This window comes from Nonomuraea sp. MG754425, from assembly GCF_021699195.1.
Lineage (GTDB): Bacteria > Actinomycetota > Actinomycetes > Streptosporangiales > Streptosporangiaceae > Nonomuraea.
In genome coordinates this window covers 23265-43872 of the sequence record NZ_SSXE01000092.1, presented here as the reverse complement: position 1 = coordinate 43872, position 20608 = coordinate 23265, and the positions used below count along the sequence as shown (strand labels likewise).

20 protein-coding genes and 1 pseudogene are annotated in these 20608 nt (G+C 70.1%); 12 read left to right on the top strand and 9 right to left on the bottom strand.

Annotation, left to right across the window (positions count from 1 at the left end; translation table 11 throughout):
- Positions 1-30: 30 nt before the first annotated feature.
- The 8 genes from FAF44_RS28880 to FAF44_RS28845 all read left to right on the top strand — a co-directional run bounded on the left by FAF44_RS28880 (position 31) and on the right by FAF44_RS28845 (position 8952).
- Positions 31-1089 (top strand): MBL fold metallo-hydrolase, encoded by a 1059-nt coding sequence (locus FAF44_RS28880; RefSeq protein WP_237106443.1) that lies wholly within the window; start codon positions 31-33, stop codon positions 1087-1089.
- Positions 1090-1193: 104 nt separating this feature from the next.
- Positions 1194-2066 carry an SDR family oxidoreductase gene (locus FAF44_RS28875; protein WP_237106442.1) on the top strand — a complete coding sequence of 291 codons (873 nt, stop codon included), beginning with the start codon at positions 1194-1196 and terminating at the stop codon, positions 2064-2066.
- A gap of 192 nt (positions 2067-2258) precedes the next feature.
- Entirely contained in the window at positions 2259-3416 is a 1158-nt protein-coding gene (locus tag FAF44_RS28870; RefSeq protein ID WP_237106441.1) for an ROK family transcriptional regulator, read from the top strand.
- A gap of 26 nt (positions 3417-3442) precedes the next feature.
- Entirely contained in the window at positions 3443-4927 is a 1485-nt protein-coding gene (locus FAF44_RS28865) for a sugar ABC transporter ATP-binding protein (protein ID WP_237106440.1), read from the top strand.
- Positions 4927-5916 carry an ABC transporter permease gene (locus tag FAF44_RS28860; RefSeq protein ID WP_237106439.1) on the top strand — a complete coding sequence of 330 codons (990 nt, stop codon included), beginning with the start codon at positions 4927-4929 and terminating at the stop codon, positions 5914-5916. Before FAF44_RS28865 ends, FAF44_RS28860 begins: the two co-directional genes overlap by 1 nt.
- Positions 5913-6968, top strand: a complete 1056-nt coding sequence (locus FAF44_RS28855; RefSeq protein WP_237106438.1) for an ABC transporter substrate-binding protein — start codon at positions 5913-5915, stop codon at positions 6966-6968. Before FAF44_RS28860 ends, FAF44_RS28855 begins: the two co-directional genes overlap by 4 nt.
- Before the next feature lie 17 nt (positions 6969-6985).
- Positions 6986-7948, top strand: a complete 963-nt coding sequence (locus FAF44_RS28850) for a Gfo/Idh/MocA family protein (protein WP_237106437.1) — start codon at positions 6986-6988, stop codon at positions 7946-7948.
- Complete coding sequence (locus tag FAF44_RS28845; protein WP_237106436.1) at positions 7945-8952, top strand: sugar phosphate isomerase/epimerase; 1008 nt, start codon at positions 7945-7947, stop codon at positions 8950-8952. Before FAF44_RS28850 ends, FAF44_RS28845 begins: the two co-directional genes overlap by 4 nt.
- Positions 8953-8997: 45 nt before the next feature.
- Here FAF44_RS28845 and FAF44_RS28840 read toward each other — a convergent pair whose 3' ends face one another.
- From FAF44_RS28840 to FAF44_RS28830, 3 genes are read right to left on the bottom strand one after another with little or no spacing between them, the layout of a single operon-like run.
- Positions 8998-10083: a Zn-dependent alcohol dehydrogenase gene (locus FAF44_RS28840; RefSeq protein ID WP_237106435.1), complete on the bottom strand. Its 1086-nt coding sequence runs from the start codon at positions 10081-10083 to the stop codon at positions 8998-9000.
- Between the two features lie 27 nt (positions 10084-10110).
- Positions 10111-10302 carry a ferredoxin gene (locus tag FAF44_RS28835; RefSeq protein WP_237106434.1) on the bottom strand — a complete coding sequence of 64 codons (192 nt, stop codon included), beginning with the start codon at positions 10300-10302 and terminating at the stop codon, positions 10111-10113.
- Positions 10299-10751 carry a pyridoxamine 5'-phosphate oxidase family protein gene (locus FAF44_RS28830; protein ID WP_237106433.1) on the bottom strand — a complete coding sequence of 151 codons (453 nt, stop codon included), beginning with the start codon at positions 10749-10751 and terminating at the stop codon, positions 10299-10301. The genes FAF44_RS28835 and FAF44_RS28830 overlap by 4 nt, the downstream gene beginning before the upstream one ends.
- Before the next feature lie 86 nt (positions 10752-10837).
- Between FAF44_RS28830 and FAF44_RS28825 the strand changes: the two genes are divergently transcribed.
- A complete protein-coding gene (locus tag FAF44_RS28825) occupies positions 10838-11467 on the top strand; it encodes a class I SAM-dependent methyltransferase (protein ID WP_237106454.1) in 630 nt (209 codons plus the stop codon).
- A 1-nt stretch (position 11468) separates the two neighbouring features.
- Here FAF44_RS28825 and FAF44_RS28820 read toward each other — a convergent pair whose 3' ends face one another.
- The 4 genes from FAF44_RS28820 to FAF44_RS28805 form a co-directional block, all read right to left on the bottom strand.
- Positions 11469-12437 carry a DUF1702 family protein gene (locus FAF44_RS28820; protein WP_237106432.1) on the bottom strand — a complete coding sequence of 323 codons (969 nt, stop codon included), beginning with the start codon at positions 12435-12437 and terminating at the stop codon, positions 11469-11471.
- Positions 12438-12602: 165 nt separating this feature from the next.
- Positions 12603-13646: a prenyltransferase gene (locus tag FAF44_RS28815; RefSeq protein WP_237106431.1), complete on the bottom strand. Its 1044-nt coding sequence runs from the start codon at positions 13644-13646 to the stop codon at positions 12603-12605.
- Complete coding sequence (locus FAF44_RS28810) at positions 13643-14353, bottom strand: class I SAM-dependent methyltransferase (RefSeq protein WP_237106430.1); 711 nt, start codon at positions 14351-14353, stop codon at positions 13643-13645. Before FAF44_RS28810 ends, FAF44_RS28815 begins: the two co-directional genes overlap by 4 nt.
- Before the next feature lie 5 nt (positions 14354-14358).
- A complete protein-coding gene (locus FAF44_RS28805) occupies positions 14359-15606 on the bottom strand; it encodes a glycosyltransferase family 4 protein (protein ID WP_237106429.1) in 1248 nt (415 codons plus the stop codon).
- A gap of 251 nt (positions 15607-15857) precedes the next feature.
- Between FAF44_RS28805 and FAF44_RS28800 the strand changes: the two genes are divergently transcribed.
- The 3 genes from FAF44_RS28800 (at position 15858) to FAF44_RS28790 (ending at position 18373) form a co-directional block, all read left to right on the top strand.
- Positions 15858-16886: a GDP-mannose 4,6-dehydratase gene (locus FAF44_RS28800; protein WP_237106428.1), complete on the top strand. Its 1029-nt coding sequence runs from the start codon at positions 15858-15860 to the stop codon at positions 16884-16886.
- A 79-nt stretch (positions 16887-16965) separates the two neighbouring features.
- Positions 16966-17544 (top strand): transcriptional regulator, encoded by a 579-nt coding sequence (locus FAF44_RS28795; protein WP_237106427.1) that lies wholly within the window; start codon positions 16966-16968, stop codon positions 17542-17544.
- Positions 17537-18373: an SRPBCC family protein gene (locus FAF44_RS28790; protein ID WP_237106426.1), complete on the top strand. Its 837-nt coding sequence runs from the start codon at positions 17537-17539 to the stop codon at positions 18371-18373. Before FAF44_RS28795 ends, FAF44_RS28790 begins: the two co-directional genes overlap by 8 nt.
- A 95-nt stretch (positions 18374-18468) precedes the next feature.
- On the opposite strand, the pseudogene FAF44_RS56455 reads toward FAF44_RS28790, so the two are convergent.
- Together FAF44_RS56455 and FAF44_RS28785 are read right to left on the bottom strand one after the other, a co-directional pair.
- Positions 18469-18651: pseudogene (locus tag FAF44_RS56455) on the bottom strand (beta/gamma crystallin domain-containing protein); the annotation flags it as partial.
- Positions 18652-18766: 115 nt separating this feature from the next.
- Positions 18767-20011: a helix-turn-helix domain-containing protein gene (locus FAF44_RS28785; protein ID WP_237106425.1), complete on the bottom strand. Its 1245-nt coding sequence runs from the start codon at positions 20009-20011 to the stop codon at positions 18767-18769.
- Positions 20012-20608: the final 597 nt, after the last annotated feature.

The window sequence follows — 20608 nt, the reverse complement described above, 5'->3', positions numbered from 1 at the left end:
TGATTCGGACACAGAACTATATTCGGGCGTGTGGCGAAATTTGTGGTGACCCCCTCGAACGCGGCACAGCGGGAGGCATGGGTCGGCGGGACGTTCCCCGAAGTCGAGCGGGTGCGTCCTGGGCTGTGGTCCATCCCGGTGCCGATCCCGATCAACCCCCTCCGGTACGTGCTGGTCTACGTCCTCGAACTGCCCGACGGCGTGGCGATCGTCGACGCCGGCTGGAACACCGACGAGGCGTACGAGGCGCTCGTGGCGGGCCTCGGCGTGGCCGGGTACGCGATCACCGACGTCAAGGGCGTGCTGGTCACCCACATCCACCCCGACCACTACGGCCTGGCGGGCCGCGTCAGGGAGAACTCGGGCGCCTGGATCGCGCTGCACCCGGCCGACGCGCGCCTGGTGCGCGAGCGTTACGACGACGAGGTCATCGACTCCCTGGTCCAGCGGGAGCGGGAACTGCTGCGCCGCTGCGGCGTCCCCGACCTGACGCTGGACGAACTGGCCGGCGCCTCCATGATGATCCGGCACGTGGTCTCGATGGCCAGGCCGGACCGCCTGGTCGAGGACGGCGACGACCTCGGGCTGCCCGGCTGGGACCTGCGGGCCGTCTGGACGCCCGGTCACTCGCCCGGCCACCTGTGCTTCGTCTCGCCGGAGCGCAGGGTGCTGTTCTCCGGCGACCACGTACTGGCGAAGATCACGCCCATCGTGGCCGTGCACCCCCAGTCGGGCCCGAACCCGCTGGCCGACTACCTCGACGCGCTGGCCGCCGTACGCAAGCTGGACGTGGACGAGGTGCTGCCCGCGCACGAGTACCGGTTCCTGGAACTGGCCGAGCGGGTGGACGCGGTGCTGGCCCACCACGACGAGCGGCTGGCCGAGATCGAGCAGGTGGTGGGCGCGGCCGGCGGGGCCGCCTGCTGGGACGTGGCGACCCGGCTGACGTGGTCGCGGCCGTGGGAGACGATCCCGCCGTTCATGCGGCGCTCGGCCAACAACGAGACGCTGGCGCACCTGGCCTGGCTGGCGGCGAAGGGGCGGGTGGTCAAGGAGGCGGGCGAGCCCGATCTGTGGCGGCTGCCCTGACCTGCCGTCCCGGGACCGGCGTCCCGGGCGGGGTAGGGAACGGGTGGCGGGGCGGTTATCGTACTCGTGACTAGAATGTTGTTCTCCTCGCCTGGGAGGTTCGGATGCTTCGGTTCGATGACAGGGTCGCGATCATCACGGGGGCCGGGCACGGCCTGGGCAGGTCGCACGCGCTCCTGCTGGCCGAGCGGGGCGCCAAGGTCGTCGTCAACGACCTCGGGGGCGCGCTCGACGGCACGGGCGCCTCGGCGGGCCCGGCGGCCGAGGTGGTCGACCTCATCGTCAAGAACGGCGGCCAGGCCGTCGCCAACGCCGACGACATCGCCACCCCCGAGGGCGCCAGGGCCGTCGTCCAGGCCGCCGTGGACGCCTTCGGCAAGCTCGACATCGTCGTCAACAACGCGGGCATCCTGCGGGACAAGTCGTTCGGGAAGATGACGGTCGAGGAGTTCGACGCCGTGCTGGCCGTGCACGTACGCGGCTCCTACCTCGTCAGCCAGGCCGCCTACCCGCTGATGAAGGGGGCCGGCTACGGGCGCGTGGTCAACACCTCCAGCCCGGCCGGGCTGTTCGGCAACTTCGGCCAGGCCAACTACGCCACCGCCAAGATGGGCCTGGTCGGCCTGACCAAGACGATCGGCATCGAGGGCGCGCGCAACGGCATCAGGGCCAACGCGATCGCGCCCGTCGCCTGGACGCGGATGACCGAGGCGCTGCTGCCGGCCGAGTTCGAGGCCAGGTTCACCCCCGAGCGGGTCAGCGCGCTGGTGGCCTACCTGGTGCACGAGTCGTGCGAGGTCAGCGGCGAGGTGTTCACGGTCGGGGGCGGCAAGGTGGCGCGGGTGTTCGTGGCCGAGGGGCCGGGGTGGCGCTCCGACGACCTCACGCCCGAGGCGATCGCGGCCAACTGGGGCTCGGTGATGACCGAGCAGCCGTACGTGCTGACGGCCGGCGACTCGATGAAGGCCATGCTCTGACCTGATCTCCGGAGGAGCAGGACGTGCCGGTCCCGACCGTGGGGGCCGGCATTTCCGCGTTTTCTGGCACTTGCCGAAATGTCGATGATTCTGGCTTTAAGCAGGTCTTTGTTCGATCTTCGGCGGAAGTTGGGGGAGTTTGGTCGATCCACCCTCTTGATTTGCCCCATCGGTGATCTTATTGTCGGCGGCATGACCCCCCAGGCGGGCTCCGCCGGCGACGTGCTGACACTGATCAGCGCCGGCTCCGCGACGACCCGTTCCGATTTGGCGAGGCTCACCGGCCTGGCCAGGTCCACGATCTCCCAGCGTGTGGACGCGCTGATCGAGCGCGGCCTGGTCGAGGAGACCGAGAGCGGCGAGTCCACCGGCGGCCGGCCGCCGCGCCAGCTCCGCCTGCACACCGAGGACCACGCCTTCGCCGGCGTCGACCTGGGCGCGACCCACTGCCGGGTCGCGCTCATGGACATCTCGGGCGACGTGCTGGCCGAGTGCGAGGACTCACTGCTGATCGGCGAGGGCCCCGACAAGGTGCTCGCCCACGTGGACCAGCGGCTCGACCAGTTGCTCGGTCAGGTGGGGCGGCCGCGCGGCATCCTGCGGGCCGTCGGGATCGGGGTGCCGGGGCCGGTCGAGTTCGCCACGGGCCGGCCGAACAACCCGCCGATCATGCCCGGCTGGAACGACTACCCCGTCCCCGAGTACTTCGACGGGGTCGAGGTCCTCGTGGACAACGACGTCAACGTGATGGCGCTCGGCGAGCACCGGGGCGCGTTCGCCGACACCCGGCACCTGCTGTTCGTCAAGGTCGGCACCGGCATCGGCTGCGGCATCGTGGCCGAGGGCAGGCTGCACAGGGGCGCGCAGGGCTCGGCCGGCGACATCGGCCACATCCGGGTCAGCGGCCACGAGGACGCCGGCTGCCGGTGCGGCAACAGCGCCTGCCTGGAGGCCGTGGCCGGCGGAGCCGCCATCGCGCGCCGGCTGACCGAACTGGGCCTGCCGGCCGAGAGCGGCGCCGACGTGGTGGCGCTCGTCCAGTCCGGCAACACCCAGGCGCTGCGGCTGGTCAGAGAGGCCGGACGGCACATCGGCGAGGTGCTGGCCAGCCTGGTCAACTTCTTCAACCCCGAAGTCATCGTGATCGGCGGCGCGCTGTCGCGGGTGCACGAACACCTGCTGGCCGGCATCAGGGAAGCGGTCTACCGCCGCTCGCTCCCGCTGGCCACGCACCACCTGTCGATCACGCCCAGCCGTACGGGGATCAACGCCGCCGCCCTCGGCGCCGGGATCCTCGCCATCGAGCACTACCTGTCACCCGACAACATCAACCGCATCGTCAACGCCTGAACGTAGACGCTGAAAGGGACCTCCCGATGCTGGTCATGAAGGGCATCGTCAAGCAGTTCCCCGGCGTGCGCGCGCTGGACGGGGTCGATCTGGACGTGCGGGCCGGCGAGGTGCACTGCCTGCTCGGCCAGAACGGCGCCGGCAAGTCCACCCTGATCAAGGTGCTGGCCGGCGCACACCAGCCGGACGAGGGCACGATCTCGTTCAACGGGGCGGAAGTGCGCCCCGGCAGTCCCATCGACGCCATCAAGCTCGGCTTCGCCACCATCTACCAGGAACTCGACCTGGTGGACGGCCTCAGCGTGGCCGAGAACATCTTCCTCGGCCACGAGCACGCCCGCCTCGGCTTCGTGAACCGGGCCGCGGGCAGGCGCGCCGCACGCGAGGTGCTGGAGCGCCTGGGCCACCCGGAGATCCGGCCCTCGGCGGAGGTCGGCCGGCTGCCGCCGGCGGCCAAGCAGGTCGTCTCCATGGCCCGCGCGCTCTCCCACGAGGCCCGCCTGATCATCATGGACGAGCCGTCGGCCGCGCTCGCCCACGACGAGGTGGCCAATCTCTTCCGCATCATCCGCGAGCTCACCGCCCAGGGTGTGGCCGTGGTCTACATCTCACACCGCCTGGAGGAGATCCGCGAGATCGGCGACCGCGTCACGGTGCTGAAGGACGGCCGCACGGTCGCCGTCGGCCTGCCCGCGCGCGAGACGCCGACCCAGCGCATCGTCTCGCTCATGACCGGCCGCAACGTCGAGTACGTCTTCCCGCCCAGAGGCGGTCGCGAGCCGGGCGAGGAGGTGCTCAGGGTCGAGGGCCTGAGCTCGCCGGGGGTCTTCGGCGACGTCTCCTTCTCCGTACGGGCGGGTGAGATCGTCGGCCTGGCCGGGCTCGTCGGCTCGGGCCGCTCGGAGATCCTGGAGGCCGTCTACGGCGCCCGCCCGGCCACGGGCCGGGTGCTGCTCGACGGCCGCCCGGTGCGCCGGGGCGTGGTCGGCACGGTCAGGAGGGGCATGGGCCTGGCCCCCGAGGAGCGCAAGGCGCAGGCCCTGCTGCTCGACCAGAGCGTCACGGCCAACATCACGCTGGGCACCCTGCCGGGGTTCGCCAGGTTCGGCTGGATCGACCGCAAGCGCGAGCGGGCCGAGGCCCAGCGCCTGTCGGAACTGCTGGACATCCGGCCACCCGACCCGGAACGCCCGATCAGGACCCTGTCGGGCGGCAACCAGCAGAAGGCCGTGCTGGCGCGCTGGCTGCTCGGCGGGCGCAAGCTGCTCCTGCTCGACGAGCCGACCCGGGGCGTGGACGTCGGCGCCAGGGCCGAGTTGTACGCGGTCATCCACGACCTGGCCGAGCGGGGCATCGGCGTGCTGCTGGTCTCCAGCGAGGTACCCGAGGTGCTGGGCCTGGCGGACCGGGTGCTGGTGCTGCGCGAAGGCACGGTCATCCACGAAGGGGAGGCGGGCGAACTGGACGAGCACGCCGTACTGGACATGATCATGAATGGGAGGGCGGCGTGATGGGGGAGCCCACCACCAAGGCCGCGCCGGCGCTGCCGTCGATCCGCGGGATCGGCGAGATGCGCCACCTCGGTCTGCTCGGCGCGCTGGCGCTGCTGGTCGTCGTCGGACTGATCACCCGGCCGGAGAACTTCGCCACCGCCTCCAACCTGGTCAGCATCCTGTCGCTGGCCGCCACGATCGGCGTGATCACGGTCGGGGCCACGTTCGTGATCATCGGCGGCGGCATCGACCTGTCGGTGGGCGCGGTCATGGCGCTGGCCAGCGTGTGGGCCACCACGGTGGCCACGCAGTCGTACGGGCCGGTGGTGGTGGCGATCTGCGCGATCCTCGTCGGCACCGGCGCGGGGCTGCTCAACGGATGGCTGATCGCCTACGGGCGGCTGGTGCCGTTCATCGCCACGCTGGCGATGCTGGTGGCCGCCCGGGGCCTGGCGCAGCGCATGTCCGACCGCAAGACGCAGCTCATCTCGGAGGGCAACTTCTCGATCGTGGAGTTGTCCACCACCCGGCTGCTCGGCATCCCGCTGCTGGTCTACATCTTCGCCCTGGTCGTGGTGCTGGGGTGGATCCTGCTCAACCGCACGACGTTCGGGCGGCGCACGTACGCGGTGGGCGGCAACCCCGAGGCGGCCCGGCTGGCCGGCATCGACGTGCGGCGGCACTCCATGCTCCTGTACGGGCTGTCGGGCCTGTGCTGCGGCATCGCGGCCATCCTGATCATGGCGCGGACGACCACGGGCTCCTCCACCCACGGAGACCTGTACGAACTCGACGCCATCGCCGCCGTGATCATCGGCGGCACGCTGCTCACCGGGGGCCGGGGCACGATCGTGGGCTCCATCCTGGGCCTGCTGATCTTCACCCTCATCACCAACCTGTTCATCCTCAACGGGCTCAACACCAGCGACCAACTGATCGCTAAGGGCCTGATCATCGTCGTCGCCGTCCTTCTCCAGCGGCGGAATCTGAAGGAGAGAGCACCATGAGTGACAACGTCGCGCGCAGGGGGTTCCTCATCGGGGGGCTCGGCGGAGCCGCGCTGTTGGCTTCCGGTTGCACCAGCAACGAGCCCGCGGCGGCGCCCACCAGCGCCGCCGCGGCGCCGGCCCCCGCGGCCAGCGGCAACGACCAGCCCGGCACCAAGGTGACCATCGGCTTCTCGGCGCCCGCGGCCGACCACGGCTGGATCGCGGCGATCGCCAAGAACGCCGAGGCCACCGCGAAGCAGTACACCGACATCGACTTCAAGCCGGTCGAGCCGACCAACGACATCAACCAGCAGATCTCCGCGGTCGAGTCGCTGATCGCGGCCAAGGTGAACGCGCTGGTGATCCTGCCCAACGACGGCCAGCAGCTCAACCAGGTCGCGCTGCAGGCATCGGAGGCGGGCATCCCGGTCGTCAACCTCGACCGGATCTTCCCCAACAAGCTGGCCTTCCGCACGTGGATCGGCGGCGACAACTACGGCATGGGCGTGGCCGCCGGGCACTTCATCGGCAAGCAGCTCAAGGACAAGGGCACGGCCAACCCCGTGATCGTCGAGATCCAGGGCATCGCCACGCTGCCGCTGACCCAGGACCGCAGCAAGGGCTTCGCCGACGCGCTGAAGACGTACGGGTTCAGCGTCACGGCCAAGCAGGACGCCCAGTTCACCGTCGAGACCGGCAACGAGGTGGCCACCTCGCTGCTCCAGGCGCACAAGAAGATCGACGCGCTCTGGAACCACGACGACGACCAGGGCGTCGGCGTGCTGGCCGCGATCAAGGAGGCCGGTCGCAGCGAGTTCGTCATGGTCGGCGGAGCCGGCTCGCTGAACGCGATGCGCGAGATCCAGTCGGGCACCTCCGTGCTGCAGGCCACGGTCACGTACTCGCCGACCATGGCCTCCTCGGCGATCAAACTGGCGCGTCTGATAGCACAGGAGAAGGGCATGAGCGATCTGCTGGAGAACCAGGTTCCCCAGTCCATCACGCTCGCGTCCGAGACCATCACGAAGGACAACGTCGAGAAGTACCTGGCGCTCGGCTTCGAATCCTGATCCTGATCGGGGGTTGCATGTCAGACAGAACCACCATCGGCGTGGGCATGGTCGGCTACGCCTTCATGGGCCGCGTCCACTCCCAGGCATGGCGCAGCGTCGGGGCGTTCTTCGACCTGCCGCTGACGCCGCGCATGGCGGTGCTCGCCGGCCGGTCCAAGGAACCCACCGAGGCCGCGGCCGCGCAGCTCGGCTGGGCCGCCGTCGAGACGGACTGGAGAGTGCTGGTCGAACGCGACGACGTGCAGATCGTCGTCGCCCGCCGGTACGTCGAGCAGGGCCGGATCGGCGAGATCAGGCACGTGCGGGCGCAGTACCTCCAGGACTGGATCGTCGACCCCGAGTTCCCGCTGGTCTGGCGGCTGCAGAAGGACAAGGCGGGCTCGGGCGCGCTCGGCGACATCGGCGCGCACATCGTGGACGCCGCCCAGTTCATCACCGGCCAGAACGTCGCGGGCGTGTCGGCGCTGACCGAGACGTTCATCAGGGAACGGCCGCTCGCGACAGGGTCGGCCGGGCTCGGCGCCACCGGATCCACCGAGCGCGGCGCGGTCACGGTGGACGACGCGGCCCTGTTCATCGGCCGCATGTCGGGCGGGGCGGTGGCCTCGTTCGAGGCGACCCGCTTCGCCAACGGGCGCAAGAACGCGATGCGCATCGAGATCAACGGCTCGCTCGGCAGCCTGGCCTTCGACTTCGAGGCCATGAACGAGCTGTGGTTCAGCGCCGGCGGCGGCGGCTTCGAGCGCATCCTGGTCACCGAGCCCGACCACCCCTACGTCGGCGCCTGGTGGCCGCCCGGCCACGGCCTCGGCTACGAGCACACCTTCACCCACGAGATCAAGGACTTCCTGGAAGCGGTCGCCACCGGGGCCGACCCGACGCCGTCGTTCGCCGACGGGCTGCGGGTGCAGCGGGTGCTGGAGGCGGTCGAGCGCAGCGCGGCTGACGGCAGCCGCTACACGAACGTGGAGGATTGATGCGACCAGTCACCCTGTTCACCGGGCAGTGGGCGGACCTGCCGTTCGAGGAGGTGTGCCGGCTGGCCGCCGAGTGGGGCTACGACGGGCTGGAGATCGCCTGCTCGGGCGACCACTTCGACGTGGCCCAGGCGGTCGAGGACCCCTCGTACGTGGAGCAGAAGCGCGCGCAGCTCGACAAGCACGGCCTGAAGGTGTGGACGATCTCCAACCACCTCGTGGGCCAGGCCGTCTGCGACCACCCCATCGACGAGCGCCACAAGGCCATCCTCCCGGCCCGTATCTGGGGCTCCGGCGACCCCGAGTCGGTGCGCCGGGCGGCGGCCGAGGACATGAAGAACACCGCCTGCGCCGCCGCCCTGCTCGGCGTGGACACCGTGGTGGGCTTCACGGGCTCGTCGATCTGGCACACGGTCGCGATGTTCCCGCCGGTGCCGGCCTCGATGGTCGATGCCGGCTACCAGGACTTCGCCGACCGCTGGAACCCCATTCTCGACGTCTTCGACGAGGTCGGGGTGCGGTTCGCGCACGAGGTCCACCCCAGCGAGATCGCCTACGACTACCACACCACCGTGCGCACGCTGGAGGCCATCGGCCACCGGCCCGCGTTCGGCCTGAACTGGGACCCCTCCCACATGGTGTGGCAGGACCTCGACCCGGTCGGGTTCATCCTCGACTTCAAGGACCGCATCTACCACGTGGACTGCAAGGACACCCGGGTCCGGGTCGGCGACGGCCGCAGGGGCCGCCTGTCGTCGCACCTGCCGTGGGCGGACATGCGCAGGGGCTGGGACTTCGTCTCGACCGGCCGCGGCGACGTGCCGTGGGAGGACTGCTTCCGCGCGCTGAACGCGATCGGCTACGAGGGGCCGATCTCGATCGAGTGGGAGGACGCCGGGATGGACCGGCTCGACGGGGCCAAGGAGGCGCTGGGCTACATCCGCCGCCTCAACGCCATCACCCCGCCGACCACGGCCTTCGACGCCGCCTTCTCCACTACGTAACGTCGGGGTCGCGGGGGGCTCGCCGGCCCCCCGCTCGCCCGTTCGTCAGTCCATCAGGACGATCTGGCGCAGCACCTCGCCGCCGCGCAGGGCCGCGACGGCGTCGTTCAGGTCGGCCAGGCGGATGCGGGAGCTGATCAGCGACTCCAGGTCGAGCAGGCCCGTCTTGTGGAGCTTGGCGAAGTACGGGAAGTCGTGCCGCACGTCGGCCTCGCCGTACAGGCTGGACAGCAGGTTCTTGCCCTCGAAGAGCAGGCTGAAGGCGGAGATGGAGACCATGTCGTCCATCGCGCCCGCCCCGACGATGACGACGTCGCCGCCCTGCCGGGTGACCTGCCAGGCGCTCTGGATCGTGGCGGACTTGCCGACCACCTCGAAGCCGTAGTCGAAGCCGGTGCCGCCGGTGAGCTCGTTCAGCACCTCGCCGACCTGCTCGGGGGTGGCCGTGTGGGTGGCCCCGACCTTCCTGGCCAGCTCGTGCTTGGACTCCAGCGGGTCGATGGCGAGGATCGTCCTGGCGCCGGCGACGCGGGCGCCCTGGATGACGGACAGGCCGACGCCGCCGCAGCCGATCACCGCGACCGTGGAGCCGGGACGCACCTTCGCGGTGTTGATCGCGGCGCCGACGCCGGTCGTGATGCCGCAGCCGATCAGCGCCGCCGCCTCCCACGGGACGTCGTCGTCGATCCTGATCGCGCCCTGCCAGGGCACGATGATCTCCTCGGCCCAGGTGCCGCACCCGGCCATCCCGAACACCGTCGAACCGTCGCCGAGCCGGAAGTTGCCCTTGCTGAAGGACTCGATGACGTACTTCATGCACAGGTACGGCTGGCCCCCCACGCACAGCTCGCACTCCTGGCAGGCCGGCCGCCAGCTAATCACGACGTGGTCGCCCGGTTTGACCGAGGTGACGTGCTCGCCCACCTCGACCACCTCTCCCGCGCCCTCGTGGCCGAGGATGAGCGGCACGGGCTGGGGCAGCACGCCCGTCATCGCCGACAGGTCGGAGTGGCAGACGCCCGTCGCCCGGATCCGGACGCGCACGTCGGCCGGCCCGACGGGGGCCAGGGTGACGTCGTCGCGGATGTCGAGCTTGTCGTTGCCTACGGCGTGCAGGATCGCGGCGCGCATGGGGGGTTCCTCCTCGTTGGCTGCGGGCTATTCCTCGAGGGAAAGGGCGGCTTTCGGGCAGGACCTGACCGCGTGGCGGACGCGGTCCCGCATCGCTGGGGGTGGTTGCGGCAGCAGGATGTGGAGCTGGTCGTCGTCGTCCACGTCGAAGACCTCCGGCGCGAGCCCCATGCACACGGCGTTGGCTTCGCAGACCAGCTCGTCCACCTTGACCTTCATGTGAGCCTCCCGTGGTCCCATGAGACCACTTTCGTACGCTCGACGACGTACGCAAGGCGCTTACGCCCGGTTTTCTCCACGTACGGGCGGAGCAGCTCGTCGGGCACGCCCGGGGTCATCCGGCGGGCGACGGCCATCCCGATCTCCATGACGCGGTCGGGTTCGAGCACCTGCTCGGCCTTGCCGTACAGCAGGACGCCGCGGAGTTCGTCGTAGTTCTCGCCGGCCTCGACGAGGCAGCTCACCCGGGGGTCGCGGCTCAGGTTACGGGCCTTCTGCGCCTTGCCGTACGTCCAGAAGGCGATCCGGCCCTCGGCCAGGCCGTAGAACATGGTCACCAGGTGCGGCGTGCCGTCGGGGTTGATGGTCGCGAGCTGCAGCTTGCGCGAGCCCTCCAGGAAGGCGGTGACCTCGTCGTCCGACATCGAGATGCGAGCGCGCTGATTCACGCTGCCAAGTAGAACAGGTTGCAGAACGGCCCTGCAAGGGGCGGCCGGAATGTTATTCGGTTCGGCTAGGGTGCAAGGCTATGTCGATGCCGTCAGAGCTGCTTTACGCGGCGAAACATGCCAAGGGGTTCATGCCGCCCGAAGAGGGCCTGGCCCTGTACGAGGCGGCCTGCCGATACGGCACGCTCGGCCCCGTCTGCGAGATCGGCACCTACTGCGGCAAGTCCGCCGTCTACCTCGGCGCGGCGGCCCGGCAGAGCGGGTCCGTGGTCGTCACGGTGGATCACCACCGCGGCTCCGAGGAGATCCAGCCGGGCTGGGCCCACCACGACCCGACCCTGATGGACCTGCGCTTCGGGAAGATGGACTCGCTGCCGGTCTTCCGCGCCACGATCGCCGCCGCCGGGCTGGAGGAGGAGGTGATCGCGATCGTCGGCCGGTCGGAACAGGTCGCCCGGCTCTGGAACACGCCGCTGGGCATGCTGTTCATCGACGGCGGCCACTCCGAGGAACCGGTCACCCGCGACTACGAGGGCTGGGCGCCACACGTGCTGCCCGGCGGCGCGCTGGTCCTCCACGACGTCTTCCCCGACCCGGCCGACGGCGGGCAGGCCCCGTACCGGGTCTACCGGCGGGCGCTGGCGTCGGGCGCGTTCGAGGAGGTCTCGGTCACCGGGTCGCTGCGCGTCCTGGAACGGGTCGGCGAGGGGATCTAGCTCAGCGGCGGTGGCGGTGGGTCCAGGAGCGGCGGATCTGCGACTGCCAGCTCTGGAAGTGCTCGTGCGTGTGCGCCTCGTGCCCCAGCTCGATCAGCGCGCGGTCGGTCCAGGCGGCGGCCTCCTCGGGCTCGGCGCCCGCCAGGATCGGCACGCTCCGCGCCACGTGCTCCGGCAACTCCCCGGAACGCAGCCGCGCGGCCACCGCGAAGGCGCAGCCCTGCGCCAGGTACGCGCGGAAGCCGTCGGCCGCCGCGTGCTCGGCCAGGTGCCACAGCTCGCCGGGCTCGGCGCCGCCCGTGTAGGCCGCCGCGAACCCGACCCCGCTCCACAGGTCGGCCCGCCGGGTGGCCGGGTAGCCGCCGACGCGGGCCGAGACGTCGTCGGGCGCGGCGCATTCGTGATACCACAGCAGCCGCCCCAGCCCCTGGTCGAACACCGCGCAGTGCGCCCGGGTGAGCAAGTCGGGCATCGTGCGTTCGCCCACCATGCGGTCGGCCCTGGACAGGCTCCACTGGAAGCCGAACCCGTCCACGGCCAGCCACCGCAGCAGCGGATGGGCCCGCCGCGCGCCCCACACCGGGCGCAGCCGCAGCAGCGCGTAGCCGCGGCCGGCACCCAGGTAGGCGGCGTGACGGTGATGCTGGGCGGGGCCGGCTAGTAGCTCGTGAAGGCGCCGGCCCCGGGTCAGGGTGAGCAGGTCGAGTACGGTGCTGGCGGCGGCGGCGCCCTCGTAGGCGTAGGGCCGCTGCTCGCCCGGGATCTCCTCGACCTTCTCGATCTCTCGTGAGAGCACCGCGTTGAAACCGAAGACGTACGATCGCTCGGACCTCGTGAGAACCGACCGCGAGACTTCGTCCCCGAGGCGGAACCTGCGCCGGCCCAGATCGGACTCCAGCGGATCCCTGGCCAGCAACCGCCGCAACCCCCTGGCGCGAGCTAGTGTCGGCTGGGTCCTGACCTGGTCCAAGAACGATGGTGTGCCCGTGTCGCCCACGCTTCCCCCGAAGACGCCTCGTACGTCACTCAGAAGCTAGTAAGCCCATTGAGCGACGCATCGGCGGCGCACCGGATTCGCGCGGCAAAGAACCCGCAAAAGCGGTTGTGCGGGCGGCCGGGGTTCCGGACGGTCTCGTCAGAGGCCGTCGGTGCGCAGGGCCGCGCAGCCGCACGCCTCCGGGTCGAGCACGGAGGTCCCGGCCACGTCGCGGAACAGCCCGCTGCCGGGGGAGAGCCCGAGCAGCGCGTCGGCGGCCAGGACGGTGGCGGCGGCGGTGTAGCCGGAGCGCTCGTGCGGGAAGTGCTTGCGGTTGGCGAACTGCCAGCCGGTCCAGTACGAGCCGTCCTCGTGCCGCAGGTGCTGCATGTCGGAGAAGAGCACGCGCGCCCGCTCCCGCTCACCCAGCGCGTCGAGCGCCAGCACCAGCTCGCACGTCTCGGCCCCCGTCACCCACGGCTGGTCGGAGACGCAGCGGATGCCCAGCCCCGGCACCACGAACGTCTGCCACTCGCGCTCCAGCAGCTCCAGCCCCTGCCGCCCGCGCACCGCGCCGCCCAGCACCGGGTAGTACCAGTCCATGGAGAAGCGGCTCTTGTCCGCGAACGCCTCCGGGTGCGCCGACAGCACGTGGGCCAGCCGGTCGGCGGCCAGCTCCCAGTGCGGCTGCGGATCGCCCAGGTGGTCGGCCAGCAGCACGCCGCAGCGCAGCCCTTGGTGGATGGAGGAGCAGCCGGTGAGCAGCGCGTACGACGACGCCCGGCCCGCCGCGTCGCGCTCCCAGACGATCTCGCCGCGCTCGGTCTGCAGCCCCGCCACGTAGTCGAGGGCGGCCTTGACCATCGGCCAGCTCTCCTCGGTGAAGCGCCGCTCGCCGGTGACGAGGTGGTGGTGCCAGACACCGACGGCGACGTAGGCGGCGTGGTTGGTCTCGCCGCCCGCCTCGGCCGGCCCGCCGTCCACCAGCTTCATCGGCCAGGAGCCGTCGGCCCGCTGGTGGCGGGACAGCCAGGCGTAGCCGCGGCGCACCGGTTCGCGCAGCCCCGCCACGGACATCGCCATCAGGCACTCGACGTGGTTCCAGGCGTCCACGTGCCCCTCGGGCCAGGGCACGCCGCCGTCGTCCTGCTGGATCGTCGCGATGCTCCCGGCCGTGCGCACGACCTCCTCGCGGGAGATCATGGCTTCCTGACGTACAGGACCACGCTCTTGCCGATGACCGGGTTGAGCACGGCCTCCGCGATCCTGGTGGCGGCGGGACGCTTCATGATGTCCCAGACCAGCAGCTCGTGGTACGCCTTCGCGAGCGGGTGCTCGTCGTTGTTGACGCCGACCGCGCACTTGATCCACCAGTAGGGGGCGTGCAGGCCGTGAGCGTGGTGGTGCGGGCCGATCTCGAACCCGACGGACTTCAGCTTGGCCGACAGCTCCGCGAGCGTGTAGATGCGCACATGGCCGCCGGGGGCGGTGTGGTAGTCCTCGTCGAGGGCCCAGCAGATGCGCTCGGGCAGGAAGCTCGGCACGGTCACGGCGGCCGTGCCGCCCGGCTTGAGCACGCGGAAGATCTCGCGCATGGCCGCCATGTCGTCGGGGATGTGCTCCAGCACCTCCGCCGCGATGACCCGGTCGAAGCCGCCGTCCTCGAACGGCATGTCCAGCGCCGTGCCCTGGACGGTCTCGCCGGTGGCGCCGGCCGGCACCTCGCCCGCCTTGTCCATCGCCGCGAACATGGCCCCCACGCCGTCCAGCTCCGCCTGGTCCATGTCGAACGCGATCACGTCCGCCCCCCGGCGCAGCACCTCGAACGCGTGCCGGCCGCCGCCGCAGCCCAGGTCGAGCACGCGTACGCCGGGGCCCACGGGGAGCCGGGCGAAGTCCACGGTCAGCACTCTGGTCAGCCTCTCCTCTGGTGGTTCTCGATGGCCTCGTGGTACGCCTCGACGGTCCGCCTGGCCACGACGTGCCAGGTGTAACGCTCCATGACGCGGTCGTAGCCGGCCCGGCCCACCCGCTCGCGCTCCTCGGGCGAGTCGTGCAGGCGGCGCAGCACCGCGGCCAGTTCCTCCGGGTCGCCCGGCGGCACCTGGACGGCGGCGTCGCCGACGACCTCGGGCAGCGCGCCCGTACGGCTGGCGACCAGCGGCGTGCCACAGGCCATGTGCTCGACGGCGGGCAGCGAGAAGCCCTCGTACAGGGACGGCACGACGGAGATCTCCGAGGTGGCGATCAGCTCGCCCAGCTCGTCGTCGGAGATGCCGTGCACGAACCGCACCCGGTCCCGCAGCGACAGCTCCTGCACGAGTTGCTCGGTCGGGCCGCCGGGGGTGGGCCGGCTGACGACGGTGAGGTTCACGTCGCGTTCGGTGGCCAGCTTCGCCACCGCGCGCAGCAGCGTCGCGACCCCCTTCATGGGGGAGTCGGCGCTGGCCACGGCCACGATCGAGCCCTTGCGCCTGGGCTTGTCGCGCGGGTGGAAGTAGCGGGTGTCCACGCCGAGCGGGATCAGGCGCATGTTGGCCTGGGGGACGTTGAAGTCGCGGTGGATGTCGGCCAGCGACGACTCGCTGACGGTCAGGATCGGGCTCAGCCTCGGCGCGACGCGCGACTGCATCTTCACGAACCCGTACCAGCGGCGCATGCTCAGCTTCTTGGCGCCCTGCGCGGCCTCCAGCTCGATGCGGCGGTCCACGCTGATCGGGTGGTGGATGGTGCCGACCACGGGGAACAGCTTCTGGATGCCGAGCAGGCCGTAGCCGAGGGTCTGGTTGTCCTGGACGACGTCGAAGTCGCCGACGCGTTCCTTGAGCGCGCGGTAGGCCCGCAGCGTGAACGTCAGCGGCTCGGGGAAGCCGGCGGTCCACATGGTGCCGACTTCCAGCCAGTCGATCCAGTCGCGGTACTCGTGCAGCTTCGGCGTCCGGAACGGGTCCTCGTCGCGGTAGAGGTCGAGGCTCGGCACCTCGCGCAGGATGACGCCCTCGTCCAGTTCGGGGTAGGGCTGGCCGGAGAAGACCTCCACGTGGTGTCCGAGGGCCACCAGTTCCCGGCTCAGGTGGCGGAGATAGACGCCCTGGCCGCCGCAGGTGGGCTTGCTGCGGTAGGACAACAGCGCGATCCGCAGCTTTCGCTCCCGCACGGACACCCCTTTCGCCACCGGTAGGCCCCAGAGTCGGGGATGTACCGTGAAAGATGACCTTAGTGCGAGAAGGCTACCATTCGGTAGTTCGGCTGGAATTGTTCACAATGACCCCTGCATGGCGTGCGAACTGCAACGTTGCCGTAACCGAGCGTGGTTCGGTGGAACGTGTTCTACGTCGCTTGATGTCCTTGTGAGGCGCTTAGCTGTACATTCCCGTCTCAAAGGGACGGAGCAGGCGATAGTTGGAGGACCCCGTGGCCAGGCGCGCTCTGATCACCGGCATTACCGGCCAGGACGGTTCCTATCTGGCGGAGCACCTGCTCGAAGAGGGGTATGAGGTCTGGGGGCTGGTCCGCGGGCAGGCGAACCCGCGCGTGTCGCGGATGCGCAAGCTGCTCTCGGACGTCCAGGTGGTGCGGGGCGACCTGCTGGACCAGGGGTCGCTGATCTCGGCCGTGGAGCGGGTGCGTCCGGACGAGGTGTACAACCTGGGGGCGATCTCGTTCGTGCCGATGTCGTGGGAGCAGGCGGAGCTCACGGCCGAGGTGACCGGGATGGGCGTGCTGCGGATGCTGGAGGCGATCCGGGTGTGCTCGGGCGTGTCGCGGGGCGGCTCGTCAGGGATGGGCGAGCAGATCCGCTTTTATCAGGCTTCGTCCTCCGAGATGTTCGGGCAGGTCAGCGAGACCCCCCAGAACGAGCGCACCGCCTTCCACCCGCGCTCGCCGTACGGGGTGGCCAAGGCGTACGGGCACTTCCTCACGCAGAACTACCGGGAGTCGTACGGGATGTTCGCGGTGTCCGGGATCCTGTTCAACCACGAGTCGCCACGGCGCGGGGCCGAGTTCGTCACCAGGAAGGTGTCGCTCGGGGTGGCCCGCATCAAGCTGGGGCTGGCCACCGAGCTGCGGCTGGGCAACCTGGAGGCGCGCCGCGACTGGGGCTACGCCGGGGACTACGTCAAGGCCATGCGCCTGATGCTGTGCTCCGGCAAGCCCGAGGACTACGTCATCGGCACCGGGCGGATGAAGTCGGTCAGGGAACTGGTGGAGGCGGCCTTCAGCGCGGCGGGGCTGGACTGGGAGCGGTACGTCGTCACCGACCAGACGCTGCACCGGCCGGCCGAGGTGGACCTGCTGTGCGCGGACCCGAAGAAGGCGCGGACGCAGTTGGGGTGGGAGCCCCGGGTGTCGTTCGACGAGCTGGTGGCGATGATGGTGGAGTCCGACCTGCGGCTGCTCACCGACGGCGGCGACCCCCACGACGACGGCTCCTGGCCCTGATCGAGGCGGCCCCGGTCGTCGGGCGACGCCGCTTCCCCAATTGACAAAAGAGTTTTTTACGTAAAGGATTGCTTTCGCGATGAGAGACGTCCTGTACCTGGAAGAGATCGAGCAGGCCGAAGCCCTGCTCAAGCCGCAGCGCATCGAGGTGCTGCGGCAACTGGCCGAGCCGCGTACCTGCTCGGAGGTCGCCGCCCGGCTCGGCCAGACTCCGCAGCGGGTCTACTACCACGTCAAACGGCTGGTCGAGGCGGGGCTGGTCGACCTGGTGTCCGAGCGCAAGGTGCGCGGCATCCACGAGGGCATCTACCAGGCCGGCGCGCGCTCGTACTGGCTGTCGCCGCGCCTGGTCGGCCGCATCGGGCTGCGCAAGGCCCGCGACCAGCTCACCCTCGGCTACCTGCTCGACCTCATGGAGGAGGTCCAGGCCGACATCGCGGCGCTCGACAGGACCGCTCCCGAGCTGCCGTCGATCGGTCTGTCCGGGGAGATCCGCGTTCGTCCGGAGAACCGGCAGGAGTTCCTGAACGAGCTGCAGACCATGCTGCAAGACCTGTTCACCCGGTACGGCGGGGCGGAGGGCGACGCCTTCAAGCTCGCGCTCGCCTGCTACCCGCACACCGTTCAAGAGCCCAGAGGAGAACGAGACGATGACTGAGCCCATGATCCTCCGTGCCCGGATCCCGGCCCCGGCCGAGCGGGTGCGCCGCGCGCTGAGCGACCCCGCCGACCTGCGGGTCTGGCTGGCCGAGCAGGTCGATGCCGAGGTGCCGGAGCGGTTCGGGTTCTGGGGGCGTACGACGCCGGAGGGCGACGCGCCGCACCAGCGGCTGCTGCACGCGGACGAGCGCACGCTGCGCTTCGCGTGGCTGCTCGACGGCGAGGAGACCGTCTCCGAGCTGTCCGTGGCGCCCGACGGCGACGACGCGACGATCCTGACCCTGTCGCAGACCCACTTCGACTTCCAGGACACCGTCACCGGCAAGAGCATCCGGGGGGTGCTGCAGACGTACTGGTGCCAGGTGCTGACCCGGCTGGCCGAGCACCTGGAGGGGCGGGCGCTGACGCCGATGCAGGACTACACCTCGACGGACATGCGGGTCGAGGTCGAGATCGACGCGCCGGTGCCGAAGGTGTTCCACTCGATCACCGACTCGGAGGCGGTGACGCGCTGGTTCGGCTACCCGATCGAGATCGAGCCGTACGAGGGCGGGCGCTTCGCGATGGGCGGCTTCGACGCCAACCCGAACCCGTCGAAGGTGCTGGAGGTCGTCCCCGACCGCAGGTTCGTCGTGGACTGGGGCGATGCCGGCGTCGGGACGTGGGAGCTCGAGGGGAGCGGCGGCAGGACCCGGCTGACGCTGGTGCAGAGCGGCTTCGACGAGGCGACGCCTCCGTACGCGGGGTGGGGCGGGTTCCTGTCGGGGGTCGCCGAACTGCGGCGCTTCCTGGAGGTGCCCGACTGGAAGCCGGTCATCATGGCGTGATCCCTTGGCCCCTCGGGACACCGCGCTCCCGTCGCCGGTCACGCCTGCGGGGCGTGACCGGCTGGGGGCTCCGGCGGTCGCCGGAGTTCAACGGGTCAGAGGATCTCGATGGCGACGACCTTCGGGGGGCGGTTGGGGAAGGAGATGTCCTTCCAGCGCTCGATCTTCACCGAGTCGCCGTTGGCGTCGTAGTAGATCAGGTCGTTGTTGCCGGTGGAGATCCGGTCGACCCACCATCCGCCGAAGTTGGTCTTTCCGCGGTTGGCGTAGCAGTCCGACGCGCTTTGCCCAGCCTTGACACTCCCAACACGAACCGTCGGTCCGGAGCGGGCGGGCCGGGCGCCTCGAACGCCCTGTCGTCAGAGAGGTTCTCCGGTCTGCGCGTTCGCAGCCTCAGAGGGTGACACCGACGCGGCGGGCGAGTCCGCGCAAGCCGGAGAGCTTGCTGTGAGGGTCGCGGCGCAGTAGCTCGGCGATGACCTGGCGGGTGCCGGAGCGTCGTACCTCGGCAGGCGCTATTTTCTCGGCGATGAACAAGGCCCGGATAGCGCGGTCGGTCTTTCCCCAAAGGGTGAATGCCTCGGCGATGCCGGTGTAGTAACTGCCTCGTCGTTCCAAGGTTGGGATTTGATGGGGAATGACCGCCTTGGCGTGTTCGATAGCCGTGCCCGCGTCTCCCAGAACGATGGAGACGCCCATCTTGTAGATGGGCACGTGTCCGTAGCCAAGAGCGAGATTGGGAGCGTGGCGGGCTGCCTCGTCGGCTTCGTTCAACATGTCGAGTGCCGAGTGCCGGTCCTCAAGGCGAGCGGCGGCGATTGCGCCGGTGGACAGCAGTGCGCCATAGGCCCCCCACGCCTGTGGCGTCGCTCCGGTGAGCTCGGGCCGGAGTGATTCTGCGACGGAGATCGCAATGTCGCGGGCCTTGCGATACTCGGCGGCGCGGTGGAACAGACTGATCAGATCGCGCCGACATTCCCCGATCGCCTGGAAATCCGAGCTGGCTTGTGCGACTTCGACACCTTTATGGGCGGAGATCCACGCGTAAGGCGAGGCGCTGAGCTTGATCAAGGTGCGCGTCGTGAGGTGATAGACGTGTGCGGCGATGGCCATCTCGGCCGGGGTCGAGACGGCTGAGGCGACAGGGAGGAGGGCGGCGAGTTCGCCGGCCAGCGGCAGGTAGCGAGCAGCGGCGAAGTCACGCTGGGCACGAGTGAGCGAGCGGGGAAGCGACGCCACGAGCGGGGCCGCCTGAGAGGCCGGCGAAGTCGGGATGAGGGCATCCCGAAGGAGTGCGACCGCGGCCGTACTGGGTTCGGGTTGCCCGGCAAGGTCGTCGAACGTGCCACCGGCCACGAGTGCCGCACTGGTGATGAATTGACGACGTTTCGTTGCCCCACCTCCAGAGGAACTCACGATAGTCCGGTTGGGCGCATAATCACTATCCCACGCCCTGATGAGATGTCCGTTCGCGCCGAGAGCCTCATCCACGAGTTCGGCGAGAACCCGCTCAGGGTTACGTTCGCCCCGCTCCACGCGGCTGAGGTAGCTCTTGAAAAAGAACGTCAGCTCGTGAAGAGCGTTGAGCGATACCTTCTGACGCTCACGGCACTTACGAAGCATTTCGCCAAATCGCACGGTTGCCTCTATCCGTTGCCCGGTTGCCCGCATGAGGCAACCCCCTCGGTGTGGCGACGTCTATCCCACATCCTTGACCGCAGGCAGGCAAGGGAATGGCAGTCAATCAAGTCGGGAGCCGCAGGCGCGGTTGCGCCGGACGGCTTCGTGGATCAGGAATCGAGGTCCTGACCTTTGACACAGGATACGGCCAGTGCTGAAGGGCGAAACAACGGCAGCCTGGGTGCGGAGGACGCGGAGCGTATGGACGTCGTGTGCGGTGTGGGGTCGCGGTCGTGAGGGTGGGCGCGGTGGTCAGTCCTGCGGGTGCGCTGGCTCGGGCGCTGGCGGCGGAGTTGGGGCGGTTCGGCATTCGTTCGGAGGTCACCGAGTGCGCGGGGATCGCGCTGGTGGGGGTCTGGGCGGTGGGGCTCGCGGTGTGGTGTGAGTGCGGGCCGCTGGGGTGGCGGTTTCGGTGGTCGATGAGTGACACGCGTACCGGGGGTGCGTGGGTGTACACGTCGTGCCCGGCCGGCGCGCTGGAGACGGCGTCGCTGCGGATCGTACGGCTGTGCCGGGAGAGGTCGCGGTGAGCTGGTTCGGCAGGTGGGCGCTTCT